General features: G+C 45.8%; 13 protein-coding genes. 6 read left to right on the top strand and 7 right to left on the bottom strand.

The features are described from left to right. Nucleotides 1-18: 18 nt before the first annotated feature. Entirely contained in the window at nt 19-1,950 is a 1,932-nt protein-coding gene (locus FHW36_RS21110) for a putative porin (protein WP_186452550.1), read from the bottom strand. Between the two features lie 73 nt (nt 1,951-2,023). Then, nucleotides 2,024-2,845, bottom strand: a complete 822-nt coding sequence (locus FHW36_RS21115) for a purine-nucleoside phosphorylase (protein ID WP_145671564.1) — start codon at nt 2,843-2,845, stop codon at nt 2,024-2,026. 127 nt (nt 2,846-2,972) lie between these two features. Between FHW36_RS21115 and sucC the strand changes: the two genes are divergently transcribed. Beyond that, on the top strand, nt 2,973-4,184 hold the full coding sequence (sucC, locus tag FHW36_RS21120) for an ADP-forming succinate--CoA ligase subunit beta (protein WP_145671565.1): 1,212 nt from the start codon (nt 2,973-2,975) through the stop codon (nt 4,182-4,184). Nucleotides 4,185-4,265: 81 nt separating this feature from the next. Here sucC and FHW36_RS21125 read toward each other — a convergent pair whose 3' ends face one another. After that, nucleotides 4,266-6,647, bottom strand: coding sequence for a transglycosylase domain-containing protein (locus FHW36_RS21125; RefSeq protein ID WP_145671566.1), 2,382 nt, complete (start codon nt 6,645-6,647; stop codon nt 4,266-4,268). Nucleotides 6,648-6,817: 170 nt separating this feature from the next. Then, complete coding sequence (porW, locus tag FHW36_RS21130; RefSeq protein WP_186452551.1) at nt 6,818-9,709, bottom strand: type IX secretion system periplasmic lipoprotein PorW/SprE; 2,892 nt, start codon at nt 9,707-9,709, stop codon at nt 6,818-6,820. Nucleotides 9,710-10,171: 462 nt separating this feature from the next. Here porW and FHW36_RS21135 point away from each other — a divergent pair, with 462 nt between their 5' ends. The 5 genes from FHW36_RS21135 (at nt 10,172) to FHW36_RS21155 (ending at nt 12,356) form a co-directional block, all read left to right on the top strand. Then, nucleotides 10,172-10,576: a hypothetical protein gene (locus FHW36_RS21135; RefSeq protein ID WP_145671568.1), complete on the top strand. Its 405-nt coding sequence runs from the start codon at nt 10,172-10,174 to the stop codon at nt 10,574-10,576. Nucleotides 10,577-10,717: 141 nt separating this feature from the next. Continuing rightward, nucleotides 10,718-11,140: a bactofilin family protein gene (locus FHW36_RS21140; protein ID WP_211092314.1), complete on the top strand. Its 423-nt coding sequence runs from the start codon at nt 10,718-10,720 to the stop codon at nt 11,138-11,140. Next, nucleotides 11,109-11,345, top strand: coding sequence for an AtpZ/AtpI family protein (locus tag FHW36_RS21145; RefSeq protein ID WP_145671569.1), 237 nt, complete (start codon nt 11,109-11,111; stop codon nt 11,343-11,345). Before FHW36_RS21140 ends, FHW36_RS21145 begins: the two co-directional genes overlap by 32 nt. A 103-nt stretch (nt 11,346-11,448) precedes the next feature. Further along, the gene (locus FHW36_RS21150; RefSeq protein WP_145671570.1) at nt 11,449-11,724 is read left to right on the top strand and encodes a hypothetical protein; all 276 of its coding nucleotides are present in this window, start codon (nt 11,449-11,451) and stop codon (nt 11,722-11,724) included. A 5-nt stretch (nt 11,725-11,729) separates the two neighbouring features. After that, nucleotides 11,730-12,356, top strand: coding sequence for a SprT-like domain-containing protein (locus FHW36_RS21155; protein WP_145671571.1), 627 nt, complete (start codon nt 11,730-11,732; stop codon nt 12,354-12,356). Here FHW36_RS21155 and FHW36_RS21160 read toward each other — a convergent pair. The 3 genes from FHW36_RS21160 to FHW36_RS21170 form a co-directional block, all read right to left on the bottom strand. Then, entirely contained in the window at nt 12,351-13,286 is a 936-nt protein-coding gene (locus tag FHW36_RS21160) for a M20/M25/M40 family metallo-hydrolase (RefSeq protein ID WP_145671572.1), read from the bottom strand. The two genes, FHW36_RS21155 and FHW36_RS21160, sit on opposite strands and share 6 nt — an antisense overlap. Nucleotides 13,287-13,369: 83 nt before the next feature. After that, nucleotides 13,370-15,223, bottom strand: coding sequence for a membrane protein insertase YidC (gene yidC / locus FHW36_RS21165; protein ID WP_145671573.1), 1,854 nt, complete (start codon nt 15,221-15,223; stop codon nt 13,370-13,372). Nucleotides 15,224-15,529: 306 nt separating this feature from the next. Then, nucleotides 15,530-17,173 carry a CTP synthase gene (locus FHW36_RS21170; RefSeq protein WP_145671574.1) on the bottom strand — a complete coding sequence of 548 codons (1,644 nt, stop codon included), beginning with the start codon at nt 17,171-17,173 and terminating at the stop codon, nt 15,530-15,532. Nucleotides 17,174-17,487 lie beyond the last annotated feature (314 nt).

The following is a 17,487-nucleotide window of genomic DNA, read 5'->3' on the forward strand; positions in this document are numbered from 1 at the left end:
AAAGATAGCTGAAAAAGCCTAATTAATAAACCACCATCTTAAACCTACCCGGAAGGCGAAGTTATTATAGGGGTATAAGGGTGCTGCAAAGTTATTATTACCAATGAACGTATTCAGGTTTTCCGCTCTTATGTAAGCAGAAAATGATTTGATCCGGAAGTTGGCGAAAGCAGCAATATCCGGCAGATCGTTACTGATTTTCAACTTGTTCTGGTAAATAAACTGTCCGCTCAGCGGTGAATAATCATCCGCATAATAGCCGGTGTTATAACGCAGCTCAATGCCGGTTACCAGGTTCAGGTTAGTATATAGCCTCTTTTCAAAGGCAAAGCGGTGACGGGTCCAGATCGCAGGAACGTTCAATGGGCCATTGCCGTGCAGTTGCTGGAAGGCAATATCCGCATACCAGGCAAAAGGCTTGATGGCGAATTTCTTACTGAACGTTATCTGCAGCAGGTTAAACAGCGAATTATACTGGGCGCTGTGAGTAAAGTCCTTAAAATAGGTGTAGTTGGTAAACAGGAAATAGTTCACCGCCAGTGTATAGTTCAGCTTGTGATTGTCGGTAGCAAACTGCAGTTGGGTAATATTTTCCTTGGATAAGGAGGTGTTATACCAGGCATCCTTGTTACTGTTGAAGTACTTGTATACGTAAGATGGTTCCTTATTTACATTGTTGACCGACAGGCGTACATCTCCCAAAAGATCATTGATATGGCGTCTGAGCATCCCGGAAACAGCATAATCGCCACTATTCTGGCCTACCAGGTAAAACTCGCCTTTGGCAGAAAAGTCCCATTGCTGGTTACGGGTTTTATTACGGTACTCGCCATGCAAGGCCAGGTTGCTGAAGTTGATATTAGCATCCAGGAAGGTGCCCGAAATAGATTCAAACCTGGCTCCTACATTAATAAAATGTGCCAGGTTGCCCCGTACCGGGAACTGTATGAGCGACAAATCGTTGGAAATCATCTTCCATTGGTGCTTTGCCGTCACAGTGTCCTGGTTGCTCAGGGGATAAAAATTATAATGAGAGAAGTAAAAAGTAGAATCGGGAGAACTGTCTGTAAACTGGTAATTATCGTTTTGGTAATTAAAAGTATACTGGACGCGGAATACCGGGTCATACTTATATATATCCAGGGTATCGTTCACATGAATACTATCGCCCCGTCCCCAGTCGTATTGCTGCTGGATCAGGAAGCCTGTTTCCCGGTAACTGGATTTCACCGGCAGGCTACCACCGCCAAAGAACGCATATGCCTGGGATGTGTTGTTACCGAGATTTACCGGGATGGTTTTCCGTTGCCCATATCCTCCTGCATTCATAAACGTATCGCTCCTGATACCGCCATTTTCGCCCCCGTTAATTTTGTTGTAATAGAAGCTCATGTAGGTGTTAGCGCGCTTATTCTTGCTCTGATAGCGGGCAGTAAACCGGTAAATATCGTGATTGGTATTCTGCGTACGGTAATATCCTGGTGCATTGATTTTGCGGTAATCGAAGGCAAAATTAAAGCGTTCGGTGCGGTCCTGCGTATGCGATAGTCCTATAACCTGTTCCTGTTTGCTGCCTACCAGGTATTGCAACTCTGTGTAGGGCTTGGTGGTATGATAAAAGCGGGCATCTGCATGGGAATTGGAATATACATCATAGGAATGAAAACCCGCATCAAATCCGGGTTTCATCAGCGGAGAGTATATCATGTTATACGCGGCGCTACCGGTATTTCCCAGGGTGGTATAGGAAGATGGCACCCGCAGGTATTTTGTCTGAAAATCGTTCACAGAGGAGTCTATCCTGTAATCGGTAGGCTCACCGAGTACGCGGTAGGTAACTGTGATGGTATCCGGTTCGTGTGTATGCTTTGCCGTGTCCCGCTGCATTTTACTGTTGCCGCCTCCACCACCGCCCATGTTGCCGAAGCGGCCAGTGTTGTACTGTGCCATCAATTGATTCCCGCAAAAAAACAGCAGGGCTATGAAAATGAAAAGATGCCTCATCCGAAAGTAACAAAAGCTTTTATAGTTGCCGGATTAATTCATTAAAGATAAGCGTAAGCTTTGGTTCTGCCTCTTTGGCAGCAGCCAGTACTTCCTCGTGGGTGATCACGTTTTCCTCCTCCCGGATACCGATATCGGTGATCACGCTCATGGCAAATACTTTCAAACCGGCATGCGCTGCTACAATCACTTCCGGTACCGTGCTCATTCCTACGGCATCGCCGCCGATAATATGCATGTATTTATACTCTGCTCTGGTTTCGAAGGTAGGTCCCTGTACTCCTACATATACGCCACTATGTAAATATATATTGTTATCAGCCGCAATTTTATTGGCCGCCGTAATCAGCGCTTTGCTATAGGGTTCGCTCATATCCGGGAAGCGGGGTCCCAGCGTATCTTCATTCTTGCCCCTGAGCGGATGTTCCGGCTGCAGGTTAATATGATCCCGGATGATCATCAGATCGCCCACTTTAAAAGCAGGGTTCATGCCTCCGGCGGCATTGGATATAAATAAAGTATGGATTCCCAGGGCCTTCATCACTCTCACGGGGAAAGTGACTTCTTTCATGGAAAATCCTTCATAAAAGTGAAAACGCCCTGCCATGGCTACTACAGGCTTTCCCTGCATGTATCCCAGGATCAATTTACCCGAATGTCCCTCTACGGTCGATTCAGGAAAATGGGGTATATCGCTGTATTTGATTTCTATGCTGCGCGCTATTTCCTGGATCAGATTTCCCAACCCACTGCCCAGTATAATGCCTGCTACTGGCTCTTCTTCCCAGAATTTACTGATATATTCCTTCGCCGCGGTGATCTTTGCTGTTAGTTCACTCATCTGTTTATACATTAGTTAAAAGTCGGATTTAAAAATCAACCCGCGCAAAGTTATTTTTTAATTCACAAATGACTGCAGTTTTATATTTAAATCATAATGACCTATTTTAGCGGCAAATTTTATTCCGATGAACTTACACGAGTACCAGGCTAAAGAACTGTTGAAAAAATATAATGTACCGGTACAGGAAGGTATCCCGGTAGATACCCCTGAAGCGGCTGCGGAAGCATATAAGCAGCTGAAAGTGCAATTTGGTAATGAATTTGCCGTTGTTAAGGCTCAAATCCATGCTGGTGGACGTGGAAAGGGTAAGATCCGTGGTACAGAACAAAGAGGTGTGGCAGTAGGAAAAAATGCAGAAGATATCAAAACCATAGCTGGTAATATACTGGGCGGTACCCTGGTAACCATCCAGACCGGCGAAGCGGGTAAACTGGTGAATAAGGTACTGGTAGCACAGGACGTTTACTATCCCGGCGCCAACCCTGTAAAGGAATTCTACTTGTCAATCCTGCTGGATCGTGCTAAAAGCCAAAATGTTATCATGTATTCTACCGAAGGTGGTATGGACATCGAAGAAGTAGCACACAGCACCCCTGAAAAAATATTTAAAGAGTGGGTAAAACCAAATATGCCCCTGCAGCCTTTCCAGGCGCGCAACATCGCGTTCAACTTCGGTTTGACCGGCGAAGCGTTCAAAAACATGGTGAAATTTGTAACCAACCTCTATAACGCATATGTAGGACTGGATTGCAGCATGCTGGAAATCAACCCGCTGTTCAAAACCAGTGATGATAAGATCATTGCCGTAGATGCTAAAGTAAACCTGGATGACAACTCCCTAATGCGTCATCCTGACCTGGAAGCACTCCGCGATATCTCGGAAGAAGATCCTACCGAAGTAGAAGCCAGCAAGTTTAACCTGAACTTCGTAAAACTGGATGGTAACGTAGGTTGTATGGTAAACGGCGCCGGTTTGGCCATGGCTACCATGGATATGATTAAACTGAGCGGTGGTGAGCCGGCTAACTTCCTGGACGTGGGTGGTACTGCCAACGCACAAACTGTAGAAGCAGGCTTCCGTATCATCCTGAAAGATCCTAAGGTAAAAGCAATCCTGATCAATATCTTCGGTGGTATCGTTCGTTGCGACAGGGTAGCACAGGGTGTAATTGATGCCTACAAATCCATTGGTAACATCACTGTACCTATCATCGTGCGTCTGCAGGGTACCAACGCTGCTGAAGCAAAAGCACTGATCGAAGAAAGCGGCCTGAAAGTACAGTCTGCGATCCTCCTCAGCGAGGCAGCTGCCCTGGTAAACAAAGCAGTAGCTTAATATCAAGCTTACAAATCCTTTAAAATAAGAGAGGGCTGACTACTGGTGTAGTCAGCCCTCTCTCTTGGTATATTCTTTCGTTTAGTCGTTCTTTTTAGGAGCCGGTGCAGGCATGGTTGCCTTAGGCTTATCCTTTTGCTCTTCTTTAGGCTTGGCCGGTGCCGTGGTTTCCCCCTTTTCAGGTTTGTCAGCTCCTGGCGTAGCATAATCATTTGAATCGCCGGAGCCATAATCATCTGCAGAACCATTACCTACATTTTCTGCTTCCGCACCTGGTTTTACGTTGGAATCATAATTCATGTAGATATCATCTTCACTCATGTTTCTCGGTACCGGGAAATGATCGCTGGCACTCACTTTCAATGTAGGATCCGCATATACTTTTTGCATGAAATAAGCCCATATCGGGAGGCCGGTATTCGCCCCCTGCCCGATGGCAGTGGTGCTGAAATGGATAAAGTTATTTTCGCAACCTACCCAGGCGCCCGCCAGCAATTTAGGGGTGTATCCCATAAACCAGCCATCTGTATTATCATTGGTGGTACCAGTTTTACCGGCAATCTCGCCCTGGATATTATAACGGGAACGCATACGCGCACCAGTACCGCCAGGAGCTACCACCCCTTCCATCATTTTCACCATGGTGTAGGATTCTTTTTCACTGATCACCTCACGTTTCACTGGTGCAAATGTTTCCAGGATATTACCATTCCTGTCTTCAATACGGGTAATATAAATAGGTTTGGTATTGATACCCCTGGCCGGGAACATGGTGTACCCCTGCATCAGCTCGTACAACGATATTTCCACCGCCCCCAGCGCGATGGCCGGGTAAGCTGGAATATCACTGCTGAAGCCTACTTTATTCTTCGCGAAATCCGCAAATGACTTGGCGCCGATCTGTTTGATCAGATAGGCTGCCACCAGGTTCAATGACTTGGCCAGTGCGCCCGCCATGGTAATGGAGCCACCAGTGCTACCTTCAGAGTTATGCGGCGTCCATCCATTGATATTGATCGGTTCATTAGGTAATACCGTATTAGGTGAAAAACCATTCATGATCGCAAAGCAATACAGGAAGGGCTTGAAAGTAGATCCCACCTGGCGACGTGTCTTAGCCACGTGGTCGTTCTTGAAATAACGGAAATCAGGTCCGCCCACCCAGGCTTTTACCTCTCCGCTTTCAGGATCCATGGCCATAAAGCCCGCCTGTAAGATAGCACGCATATACTTGATGGAGTCCATCGGCGTCATGACCGTATCTGTTTCGTTCAAATCCGGCTCTGTAGAGCTCTTCCAGGCAAATACCTTCATACGGGTAGGCGTGTTGAAAACGCGGGCAATGGTGGAATCCTCCTCCTCGTCGTCTTTCATAGCCCGGTACCGGTCAGACTCTTTCATATACTGATCCAGGTATTTAGGCCATTTTTTCCAGATACTGCCGGTTTTAACATCGTTTTGTGCAGACAGGGATTTCTGCAGTACTGCCAGGTGTTTGGCTACCGCTTCCTCTGCGTACAGCTGCATTCTTGGGTTAATCGTCGTATATATTTTGAGACCATCGCGATAGAGGTTATATTCTGATCCGTCTGCCTTTTTATGCTGTTTACACCAGCCTTTCAGCTCATCGCGCAGTACTTCTCTGAAATAAGGTGCCAATCCTTTGTTGTGGTCTATCTTATTATAGTGCAGTACGATGGGTTTACTTTTAGCAGATGCTGCTTCCGCAGGGGTAATAAATCCGGCATCCTGCATATTGTCGATCACCGTATTACGGCGATTCAGCGCATTTTGAGGATTACGCCGTGGGTTATAGATGGTATTACCTTTCAGCATACCAACCAGGATGGCTGCTTCTTCAATAGATAAATGCCCTGCATCTTTGCTGAAGAAGGTCCGGGCGCCATTTTCGATACCATATACATTATCCCCGAAGGCTACGGTATTCAGGTAAAGCGTAAGGATTTCCTGTTTGGTGAAGTTACGCTCCAGTTTTACCGCCATAATCCACTCCTGTATCTTCTGGAAAGCTCGTCCAACAGGATTACCGGAACGTTGTTTGCCTAGGGCATCTGTTTGCAGGTTCAGTGCCAGCTGTTGGGTAATGGTACTGGAACCACGTTTTTTACCAATGAGTAGGTAAAAGGGAATGGCCAGGGTACCCTTGGGGTCAATACCGGAGTTATCGTAAAACCTGGTTTCTTCCGTTGCTATGAGCGCGTTGATCACATTTTTGGAGATCTCGTTGTAGTCACTGCTGGAACGATCTACCTGGTAATATTTACCAAGGATGGTTCCGTCATCGGCGATCACCTCAGCAGCCAGGGCTGCCCTTGGGTTTTCCAGCTCCTCCATGGAAGGCATACTGCCTATTACACGGAAGTTGATGAGTAAAACAAAGAGAACAAGTAATGCTAAGATACCAAAAGCCACCCGCCACAATATTTTCACCGATTTTTTCATGCGCTTATATAATTTGTTTTATGGCCAAATTGCCTCATTCTTCCGAATTCCTGGCAATTTATTACTATCCGTTGGCTATATATATAAATTTTTCAATAAAGTTCAACTGCAATAAACACGCCTGTTTAGGGCAGTTTGACCGACAAAGCTATTTAAAATTATAACATTACTTACTGCGTTACATAATTATCTGTAAAAAACTTACGATATCCCGTCAGGTCTTTGGTGCTGTTGAGCAGGATAAAATTATCCCGGGAAATCACAAAGAAGTTATACTCTGTGGGCCTGATCTTGGGAATAATGGTAGCAGCGGCTTCATCACGGATTTCATCGAAATAGGCCAGTGCCTTATCCTCGTTCGGGAACAACCGGAAGATCAGCATTACGTCATTGGGAGTAAGCACGAAGCTCCCTACCTCAATTTTATCAGCGGCGTGTTTGGTGGCATTGTACCGGGTAAACTGCGTTAATCCTTCATCCATCAACTCCTTTGACACCCGCTGGAAGGAAAGCACCACAAAAAATGGATTATCAGGCGTGATTTTATAAGGGGTAACCGGTTTAGGCGGCGCTACGGTGGCAATAGGTCCCGGAATAGGGGCAGTAATGCCGGCTTTGATAGCGGAAGAATCTACCGGCGTTTTGGCGGTGGCTACATTTATTTTATCAGCCAGCACCGGCTCTGGATTTTGCCAGGGATAGCGCATGGTAATGTTTTCATCGAGCAATTGCCCATTGGCATCTTTCTTCCGTACCTCCAGTTTGGCCAGGTAAGCGGTCAATTCAGCCCGGTGGTCCAATGCATCCATCAGCGCCTGGGCCTGGGTGCGGATAGGCTCATCTGCCGCATATTTGGTTAATACAGCCTGCACTGCCTTGCGCGAACGCTGCAGGGAATCGGTAGCAAAAGCGGTATCTGTTTTTACGACCAGCATGGCTTCCAGCAGATCGAATTTCGGTTTCAGGAAGCTAAAGCCATAAGAGCTGTCAGACTGCTGCTTCAACGCCATTGCAGTGTCATATTTACCACTCAGGAAGGCAGTATAGGCCGAATCATAGAGGGCGCTGATCTGTTTCTTCCTGGGTCCGTCGGCATCATTCAGGCCACCGGAACGGATAATATCGGCAAAGTTGGTGTTGCCGTATTGGTTAAGCACCAATGTTTTATATTGATTTGCCTGGGCAGCATGATTCAGTTTATTATGCCACACATACAATGAATACAATACCTCCGGCTTCCGTGGGTGATCCGGGAAAAGGATGAGTAATGAATCATAAGTTTCTATTGCCAGCGGGTAGTTCTCCAGTTTATCGTGGTATAGTTTGCCCAGGTCGAACCAGGCCTCTTTTACCGACTTTTGGGAAGCAGCCAGTTTTTCCGGGGTAAGCGGCAGATCGGCGCTTAGCAAATCTGTAGTTAAACTATCCGGAGAGATATTTTTGGCGGCTGTTTTATGATCTTCGGCTATTTCAATAGGTGCGTTACTATTGGCTGCGTTGACAACGCCGTTTTGGCTGCGGCGCCAGTTATCGCCCGGCTGGCGGTTTCCCCACCTGCGCTTAAATTCGGAATAACCGGCCGATTTGCTGGCTGCGTTGTAAAAATACCACTCGCCTTTCTCGTCTTTCGGAGAGTAAGCCCCGCCCACATTCATACCAAGTGATGCTGCATCCAGACCATGCGCCGCTTCCTCGGATGCTTTCTTCTTTTCTTCCGCTGCTTTGGTTTTGATGCCAGCTACCATTTTGGTCAGGAAGATGTTCCTGTCGGAGGGCGACATGGCGGCAATCTTCTGCAGACTATCTTCCCGGTGAATGATTTCCAGTTTGGCTACCACATCGCTGAGTACTTCTTTACGTGTTTTCACCGTAGCAGCATCTGCAAAGTCCTGGGTCATCACACCGGCGGTGCTGTCATAATACTTTTTTGCGTCCGGGTAATTGCGTTGTTGGTAATAGATATCCGCAATGCCTTTATAGTTGAGCGTGCGCTGCATCAGGTTGTCGCTGGGCATTTTGAGCCCCTGCTTCATATAACCGATGGCTGTTTCCGGGTCTTTGGGCGCTACCAGGGTTCCCATGGTATAGTAAATACCATCGCGGAATTTCTGGAACCGTTCTTTCCGGAGCATATGATGGAGGCCTGCAATACTTTTAGCGATATCGCCGGTGGTTTGGGCGTTGGTTTTAGCAATTTGTACCCTGGCCTGGAAATCCATCATAGGATCGGGTTTCATGCCGATTACGTTCCTGAATTGCTCCAGGGCTGAATCCGGACGATTCAGCTGTACATATAACTGCCCCAGGATAAAAGACATCCTGGCGCGGGAAACACGGTTGCGGCTCAGGTCAATGGCTTCCTGCAAAGGCGCAATCGTTTCGGGATATCTTTTCTGGATATAGTTGCTATAGGCGCGTACTTCTGCCAGTTCGCCATCGAGCCGGTGAGGGAAGTTAGGATCGGTATGCAGGATATTGAGCAGGGCCTGTACTTCGTCATATTCCTTTTGTTCCAGCAGGGTTCTGGCCCTCCACAAAAAGGCGTCGTTACGTGCTTTGGTATGTTTGAGCTTTCCGAAGAAGCCTTTTCTTTTTTCGTTGGTGGCAATGGAAATCTGGTCATTTTCCCGGGCGCCTACCACCGTTTTATATTCTGATTTGCTTTTGGGCGCAAAGGTAATATTGACGTACTGGAATGTTTTATTGGCGTTATCCAGGTCGCCTTCATAAAAATAGGCCCGTCCCATCAGCAGGAAGCAGTCATCTATCCATTTTCCGCGGGGATCGTGCAGTTGAACGGCCATGGTGGTTTTATCGATCACGGAGTCCAGCTCTCCTTTGTTAAAGCCCTGGCTTTGGAGGCTGTAGGGGTAAAACGGGAGCAGCAGGTTGTAATTATCCTGTCCATCGCGGTTAGCTGACTTTACTACGCGGTCCAGCTTCACTTTGGCGTGGAAGTAATAGTTAAACCGGGTAGCCATATTCTGGAAAAACCGTCTTTTCCAGGTCCATTTCTTTTTCTCCAGCATTACTTCTGAAGGGGGGCGCCGATCCTGTACCACATGATTTTCCCGGGGTTTAAAAAGGGGTTTGGCAGCAGGCTTTTGTTGCTGATTGCCGGGACTTGGAGTCTGATTCTGGTAGTTTGTTTGCGATGGTCTATTTTGGGGTCTGTTCTGTGCCCAGACCGCCGGCAAACCCAGGCAAAATGACAATACAATTATTCCCAGATAATTAAGAAGCAGTTTGATGCAATTCATGGATGCCAGGGTGTATAGGCTAAATATATATAACTTATAGTTTGAAAAAATATTTTAAAGATAGTATAAAATAGTTGATTGAACGAGCGTTGGGAAGAAGTGGTCCGTACTTTTTCCGCCGTGTATAATTTTTTAAGCCGCTGGTTCTCAAAGAAAAATGTTCATTTCAAGGCACAATCCACAAAACACTATTTTGAGTTTTACAATAATGATTAACTTTAGCCCGCCTTAAAAGGATCGATTTCTTTAAGTAGTAACACAAACATGGCCAAGAAGGGGAATAAAAACAACAGAAGAAACCTGGAAAAACTCAGTCATAAGTACCGTTTGGTAATTATGAATGACGATACCTATGAAGAAGTGACCTCGTTCAAACTCTCCCGGATGAGCGTGTACATTGCCTTCAGTACCCTTTTTGTGCTCCTGGTGGCTATTACAGTGGCTACTGTCGTGTTTACCCCTTTGCGCTATTATATTCCCGGCTATGGAGACCTGAAGCAGCGTAAGGAATTTATTCATTTAAAAATGCGTGCCGACTCACTGGAAACGGCTATTAATGCCCGTGACCAGTATCTGAACAATATCAAGCAGGTGATCAACGGTGAATTTACTGGAAAACTGGACACCACTATGCTGAAAGTCCCTACTGTAGATAACAGTACCTACTAATCACTATTGGGTTATTTTATTATTTAGTATGCAAGGATGAGCGTGCGGGAATGTGTGCATAAAGTGTCTAAACACATAAATATCAAAATATTTCATATTTTATTTATATTACATCACTAAACTTGAAAAACCTGACTCCCTATGTTTAATAGCAATCAAAAATCAAAAGGTGACAATAAGACCATGTTGCCTACCTCTACGGTTAACATTATCGGTAATGGTACTACTATCCAGGGTGATATAGTATGCGAAGGAGACATTAGAATTGACGGCCAGGTAAACGGCCTGGTATCTACTAAAGCTAAAATAGTGGTAGGTCCGGAAGGTGATATTACCGGCGACCTGGTATGTCAGAGCGCTGACATCCTGGGTAAAGTAACAGGCATTATCAAAGTAGAAGAGCTGCTGTTTTTAAAGGGCAATGCTTTAGTGAAAGGCGATGTGTATACTGCACATTTTGAAATGGAGCCTACTGCGAAGTTCAATGGCCGTTGCTATATGGACGATCAGCAGCCAGCAGATAATCTGAAACATGGAAAATCCGTCCTCCAGGAAGCAGAATAATAACGATGATAGCCGTAAAACGCTGTTACGCTATGCCGGCCTGGCCTTCCAAATGATGGCTACGCTGGGATTAGGGGTGTTTGTGGGATATAAAATTGACCAGCGTATAGGCTGGCGGTTCCCTGTATTCCTTATCATTTTTTCTTTAATTGCATTAGCCATACTTTTGTGGCAAATTATAAAAGACACCCGCAGGCATGAGTGATAGATTTTTTATTCGGTTATTCGCAGTTTTTGGAATTTTAAACGGACTTCTCATCATATTCAAACCCAGGTTGCTGGATATTGGTACACATGTAAACGTACTAATGGCTGGTAACCTAATTATGGCCATTATATCCCTGGTGTCTTACCTGATAAGTCGCCAGGGACTCGCTTCTTCCAATCACAACGCATTTATCCGCGCCGTTTATGGCGCCACCCTTGCCAAACTTTTCCTTTGTGTCATCGGCGTTGCAGTGTATGTACTGATGTATCGGCCCAACGTTAGCAAGCTGACCGTTTTCGCATTGTTATTCCTTTACCTGGTATATACTGTTTTTGAAACACTCAGCCTCTTCCGGCTAACCAGGCTTAAAAAATAATCCATTTGAAAAAAGAGGCGCCATTAAATGCTTTAGCGTCCTACTTACCCGAAGGTACTTTCGGACAGGTAATGGAGTTTCTCACTACCTATAAGGTACACCTCACCATTACCCGCGAACGGTCCAGCATCCTGGGCGATTACCGCCACCCGGATGGTCAGGGCAAAGGACATCGGATCAGCGTAAACGGTTCGCTGAACAAGTATTCCTTTCTCCTTACGTTACTGCATGAAATTGCCCACCTGACCACTTTTAATAAATATGCCAACCGCGTAGCCGCACATGGTAAAGAGTGGAAACAGGAATTCAGTTATATCTTACATGGATTTGTAGGCAAAAGCCTGCTGCCTCCAGATGTGGAAAAAGCCGTGCGCCAAAGCATGGCTAATCCGGCCGCCAGTTCCTGCGCAGATGAAAACCTGCTACGGGTACTCAAAAATTACGATCGCCAGAAAGAAAACCACTTTTTTGTAGAACAGGTACCGCTTGGTGGCCTCTTCAAAACGAAAGATGGACGCGTATTCCGCCGGGGAGCCCTGATCCGGAAAAGATATCGCTGCGAAGAAGTAGTCTCGCAGCGATGGTATCTTTTTAGCCCCGTATACGAGGTAGAATTAGTGGAAGCACTATGATTGCTTCTCCCCTACATAATGTAACTCAGGGAAAGTCATCGCACGATTAATCAATTGTATTTCCAACCGGATAATATTTGCCTCAGCGGCAGCCTGTAACTTAGGCGCATCATCGGTTGGCTTGTGGTAGTCGTCATGACCACCAGTATGAAAAAACATTACCGGCACTCCATTCACATAAAAGTTATGATGGTCTGAAGCCCCTTTTCCTGCTGCATCTGTAAAGAATTTAATACCAGGCTGCTGTGCTTCTTTAAAAACAGCCGGCCATTCGGCTGCGCTGCCGTAACCACCAATACCGATCCCCCTTTCCGGGTTGTAGTGTCCAATCATGTCCATATTCAGCATGAAATGTACTTTATCCAGGGGCATCAACGGATGCGCGGTATAATATTTAGATCCCTGTAAGCCCAGCTCCTCGCCGCCAAAAGCAATAAAGAGAAAATTAAAAGGCTCGGGCGTATGATTATTCACATAGTAATGGGCCAGCTCCAGCAAGCCCGCTACACCGGAGGCATTGTCGTCGGCCCCGTTATGGATCTGGCCAACAGGATATTTGCCATCAAATAAAGCAGCCGTACCCAGGTGATCGTAGTGAGCACCAATGATAATCGTACGGGCGGCGCCGTTATCCAGGAATCCAATCACATTCCTGCTGGGAATGTCCTTATGGGCATTTTTATTAAATGTAAAGTCCTGGAAATAGCTGTTGCCATTTATGGTTTTCAGTCCCAGCTTTTTAAACTGTTTTGCTACAAAGCGACTGGCTTTCAATCCGCCTTTTTCCGCAGTACCCCTGCCTTTGAGCTTATCAGATGCCAGGTAATTTACAATTCCCTGGATACGTTTGGCGTCAGGAATCGTGTCCTGTGCCAGGGCGCTGGTGTATAAACCTGCCGCGCATACTAATAGTAACCAACTCTTTTTCATATCTGGTCAAAAATAGAGAAGGCCTCCTGAAAAGGAAGCCTTCTGCTAAAAATTATGTTTGAATTGTTCAGATTGTATTAATCCTATTTCTTCTTCTGTTGCTGCATTTCCTGTTGGCGCTTCTGTACTTCTTCCAGTCGCTCCTGCCATTTGGATTTGCTCTTCGGTTTCTTCTTATTTTCCTGGATCTGGGCGTGGATCTTATCATGGTTGATGATAAATTTCTGAATCACCCATTGCAACAGGATACTGATCACGTTAGACAGGAAGTAATAGAAGGTCAACGCCGCCGCCAAACGGTTGAAGATACCCAACAGCATGATAGGCATGATATAAGGCATGTACTTCATTACCGGGTTGCTCTGATCAGTCATTCCACGGTTGTAGAAAGCCAGGATCAAGCTGGTGATGGTCATCAGGATGGTGAACAGGCTGACGTGGTTGCCGTAGAAAGGTATGTTGAACGGCAGGTTCAGGATGGAGTCGTAGGTCGACAAATCCTTTGCCCACAGGAAGCTTTCCTGGCGCAACTCGATGGAAGATGGGAAGAAGCTGTACATCGCTACCAGGATAGGCAGCTGCAGCAAAGCCGGTAAACAACCTCCCAGCGGGTTCACTCCGGCGCTCTTGAACAGTTTCATCTGTTCTACACCAAATCCTTGCTGATCATCGCCAAATTTAGCTTTCAGTTCATCAATTTCCGGCTTCAGGACCTTCATTTTAGCCTGGGATACATAGCTCTGGTAAGTAAACGGAGCAATGAGCAGGCGAATGAAGATGGTGAGCAGGATGATGATGATACCGTAGTTCTTGATAAATCCGCTGAGGAAGTTAAACACCGGGATAATGATACCGATGTTAACATACTTCACAAAAGCAAAAATACCAGTACCCAGTGGGATGATCTTCTGCAAACCGATATCGAAAGATTTCAGTGTTTTGTAGTGGTTAGGACCATAGTAAATTTCTACCGGGAAAGAGTAGTCGTTCGCGCGGTTGTACGGAATCTGGATGGTGGTGAATGTTTGTCCCACGATATTCGGGCTTTCCGGTACTTTGGTATTTACGTCCGCGTTATTGAAAAGTTCGTTTTTAGCGATCAGCGTGGTATTAAAGAACTGTTGTTTTAGGCTCACCCATTTCAGTTTATTCTCCAGTTTTTCGTGGCTGGTACGGTTCAGGGTGAAGTAATCGTGTTTATCATGCTCAAACATGTAGTGTACCTGGTTGTTCAGGCGTTCGTTCTGCATGTCGTGTTCCTGTTTGTCGTCCTGTGCATTCCACTGCAGGTTCAGGTAGTTCTGGTTGCCTGGCAGGATGTTCTGTAATCCTACTGCATGGATAGTGTAATCTACCACATAGCTGCCGGGTTTCAGGGAATAAATGAACTCGAGATAAGATGCCGGATTGCTGGTGTTAAGACGGTAAGCAATGGACTTAACGCCTCCTGCCAGTTCCTGTGGTTGTCCGGCAGTAAAGAAGAGGTCAGCACTGTTCAACACTTTGGTTAAACTGGCCGGCACTTCTACGGATAAACGGTTGAAAGAACCCTGTACCAGCATTAATGGGGCGCCATCATATGTTTTATAATCTTTCAGCTGTACAGTGGATGGTTGACCACCTTTGTTGCTAAAAGTGATTTTTACCACATCATTTTCCAGTACGGTGTTTTGAACATTGCCGGTAGCGGCAGCGGCAAATACGCCAAACTCTCCGCTTAATAATGCCTGGTGAGCCGAGTCCAGCGGACCACCTGCTGCGGCAGCAGCGAGACTTGCGGTATCTGTAACGGGTGTTTTAGGCTTGTTAAGCTCTGCGATGGAATCTTGCCTGGCTTTTTCCCTTGCGGCTCCTGCCTGTTGTTTCTGATTATAGAATATGTATCCTACCAATAAAACGCCCAACAGTAAAAACCCAATGACCGAATTTCTGTCCATGAAATGCAATTAAAATTTAGGCAGCAAAGGTAAGCATGATTTTATGAATTGACCATGCTTTTTAGGTGAAACCCCTGTTAAATGCGGCTAAAATAATAGATAAGTGATTAGAATGTGTATTATAATGATAATCAAATCATATTTACACATAGAAGCAATATCACTCTTAGCGGGTTGTTAATAATATAATATTTACGTTTAATATAAATCTGGGGGGCAACAAAAAACCGCCTGATGAGTCATCAGGCGGTTTTTCTGCTTTTATAACGTAATGATTTTTCTTCATTAGTTAGTGCACAACATTGGTTATGCTAACTTTTCTTCCATTTTTGCCTTACCATTTTTAGCTTCGGCATATTGCTTCGCAGCCTTGATAAAGGATACGAAAATAGGCGCCGGGTTTTCCACGGTGCTTTTCAATTCGGGGTGGAATTGAACGCCTACGAAGAAAGGATGTTCAGACAGCTCCACGATTTCTACCAGTCCGCTCTCCGGGTTTTTACCGGAAAGGCGGAGGCCAGCAGCTTCAAACTGCTGTACATAATCGTTGTTAAACTCGTAGCGGTGGCGGTGTCTTTCGCTGATGGAAGTGCTACCATATATTTCTTCTGCTTTGGTGCCAGGGGTAATTTCACACGCATAAGCGCCCAAACGCATGGTACCACCCTTAGCTGTTACTTTCTTCTGTTCTTCCATGAGGTTGATAACCGGATGAGCCGTATCAGGGTTCATTTCCACGGAATGCGCATCTTTCCATCCGAGCACGTTACGGGCATATTCCACTACGCTCATTTGCATACCCAGGCAGATACCGAAGAACGGCAGCTTATTTTCACGGGCATACTGGATAGCGGTAATTTTTCCTTCAATGCCACGATGACCGAAGCCAGGCGCTACCAGGAGCCCGTCGAGGTTCTTCAGTTTTTCGCATACATTTTCAGGTGTCAGGTGTTCAGAATGTATATTTTGTACCACTACCTTGCATTCGTTGAGCGAACCGGCATGTATGAATGATTCCAGGATAGATTTGTAAGCATCCTGCAATTCCACATACTTACCGATCAAACCGATGGTCACCTTGGATTTCGGATATTTCAGCTTATCCAGGAATTCGCGCCACTTGGCCAGCTCCGGCTCTTTTTCCACGGGTAATCCCAGTCTCTTCAGCACGGATACATCCAGTTTCTCGCGCATCATTTCCAGTGGTACTTCGTAAATAGTAGGTACGTCATTAGCTTCAATCACCGCATCCACCTGTACATTACAGAAGAGGGCGATTTTCTTTTTCAGATCGCGGTACAGCGGTTCTTCTGTACGGCAAACAATAATATCGGGATGCACACCGTATTCGCTCAGGAGGCGAACAGAGTGTTGTGTAGGCTTGGTTTTCAGCTCCTTAGCTGCACGCAGGTAAGGGATCAGGGTCAGGTGTACCACCAGACAGTCTTCTTCACCCAGCTCCCACTGTAACTGGCGAACCGCCTCAATATACGGGAGGGATTCAATATCCCCTACCGTTCCACCCAATTCGGTGATCACGATATCGAACTTGCCATCTTTACCCAACAGGAGGATACGACGTTTGATTTCATCGGTGATGTGAGGGATTACCTGCACGGTTTTACCCAGGTAGGCGCCTTCTCTTTCCTTGTTGATCACTGTTTGGTAAATGCGGCCTGTAGTAACATTATTGGCCTGAGACGTTGGCGTGTTCAGAAAACGCTCATAGTGTCCAAGATCCAGATCGGTTTCTGCTCCATCTTCCGTTACATAACATTCACCATGTTCATAAGGGTTTAATGTTCCCGGATCCACATTGATATATGGATCAAATTTCTGAATAGTCACTCTAAAGCCGCGCGCCTGCAATAGCTTTGCAAGCGAAGCTGCTATAATTCCTTTACCCAAAGAGGAAGTAACACCTCCCGTAACGAAGATATATTTTGCCATAAAAACTAAAATTCAGCTAAATGTACTTGACCTATAAACGGGGAAGTGCCGGACTGCGTTTGGTGTAATACCGATCAAGTAAACTACTTCCGAAGGTCATGCAAAGTTACACAAATTTGCTTCGCTCCCAAGTTTTTTACCTGCCGGTTTTATTTGTTTGTTAATTTTTCGGAGAATATCTTTAGCGCTCATTAGTGATCTGGCGGGCGTTTTGAACAATTTTCAAGCACTGGAAATTATTTATTAAAAACCTTTATCCAGCACCTTCTTCATTTAAATGCTTTCGCTACTATCAATATATATACTGTAAATTT

Source organism: Chitinophaga polysaccharea (genome assembly GCF_007829335.1).
Taxonomy (GTDB): Bacteria; Bacteroidota; Bacteroidia; order Chitinophagales; family Chitinophagaceae; genus Chitinophaga; species Chitinophaga polysaccharea_B.

Excerpts from the sequence above, each read along its gene's own strand:
- FHW36_RS21140 (WP_211092314.1), top strand. The coding sequence starts at position 10,718 with ATGTTTAATAGCAATCAAAAATCAAAAGGTGACAATAAGACCATGTTG.
- yidC (WP_145671573.1), bottom strand. The coding sequence starts at position 15,223 with ATGGACAGAAATTCGGTCATTGGGTTTTTACTGTTGGGCGTTTTATTG.
- FHW36_RS21145 (WP_145671569.1), top strand. The coding sequence starts at position 11,109 with ATGGAAAATCCGTCCTCCAGGAAGCAGAATAATAACGATGATAGCCGT.
- FHW36_RS21110 (WP_186452550.1), bottom strand. The coding sequence starts at position 1,950 with ATGGCACAGTACAACACTGGCCGCTTCGGCAACATGGGCGGTGGTGGA.
- FHW36_RS21170 (WP_145671574.1), bottom strand. The coding sequence starts at position 17,173 with ATGGCAAAATATATCTTCGTTACGGGAGGTGTTACTTCCTCTTTGGGT.
- FHW36_RS21125 (WP_145671566.1), bottom strand. The coding sequence starts at position 6,647 with ATGAAAAAATCGGTGAAAATATTGTGGCGGGTGGCTTTTGGTATCTTA.
- sucC (WP_145671565.1), top strand. The coding sequence starts at position 2,973 with ATGAACTTACACGAGTACCAGGCTAAAGAACTGTTGAAAAAATATAAT.
- FHW36_RS21160 (WP_145671572.1), bottom strand. The coding sequence starts at position 13,286 with ATGAAAAAGAGTTGGTTACTATTAGTATGCGCGGCAGGTTTATACACC.
- FHW36_RS21150 (WP_145671570.1), top strand. The coding sequence starts at position 11,449 with ATGGCTGGTAACCTAATTATGGCCATTATATCCCTGGTGTCTTACCTG.
- FHW36_RS21115 (WP_145671564.1), bottom strand. The coding sequence starts at position 2,845 with ATGAGTGAACTAACAGCAAAGATCACCGCGGCGAAGGAATATATCAGT.
- FHW36_RS21135 (WP_145671568.1), top strand. The coding sequence starts at position 10,172 with ATGGCCAAGAAGGGGAATAAAAACAACAGAAGAAACCTGGAAAAACTC.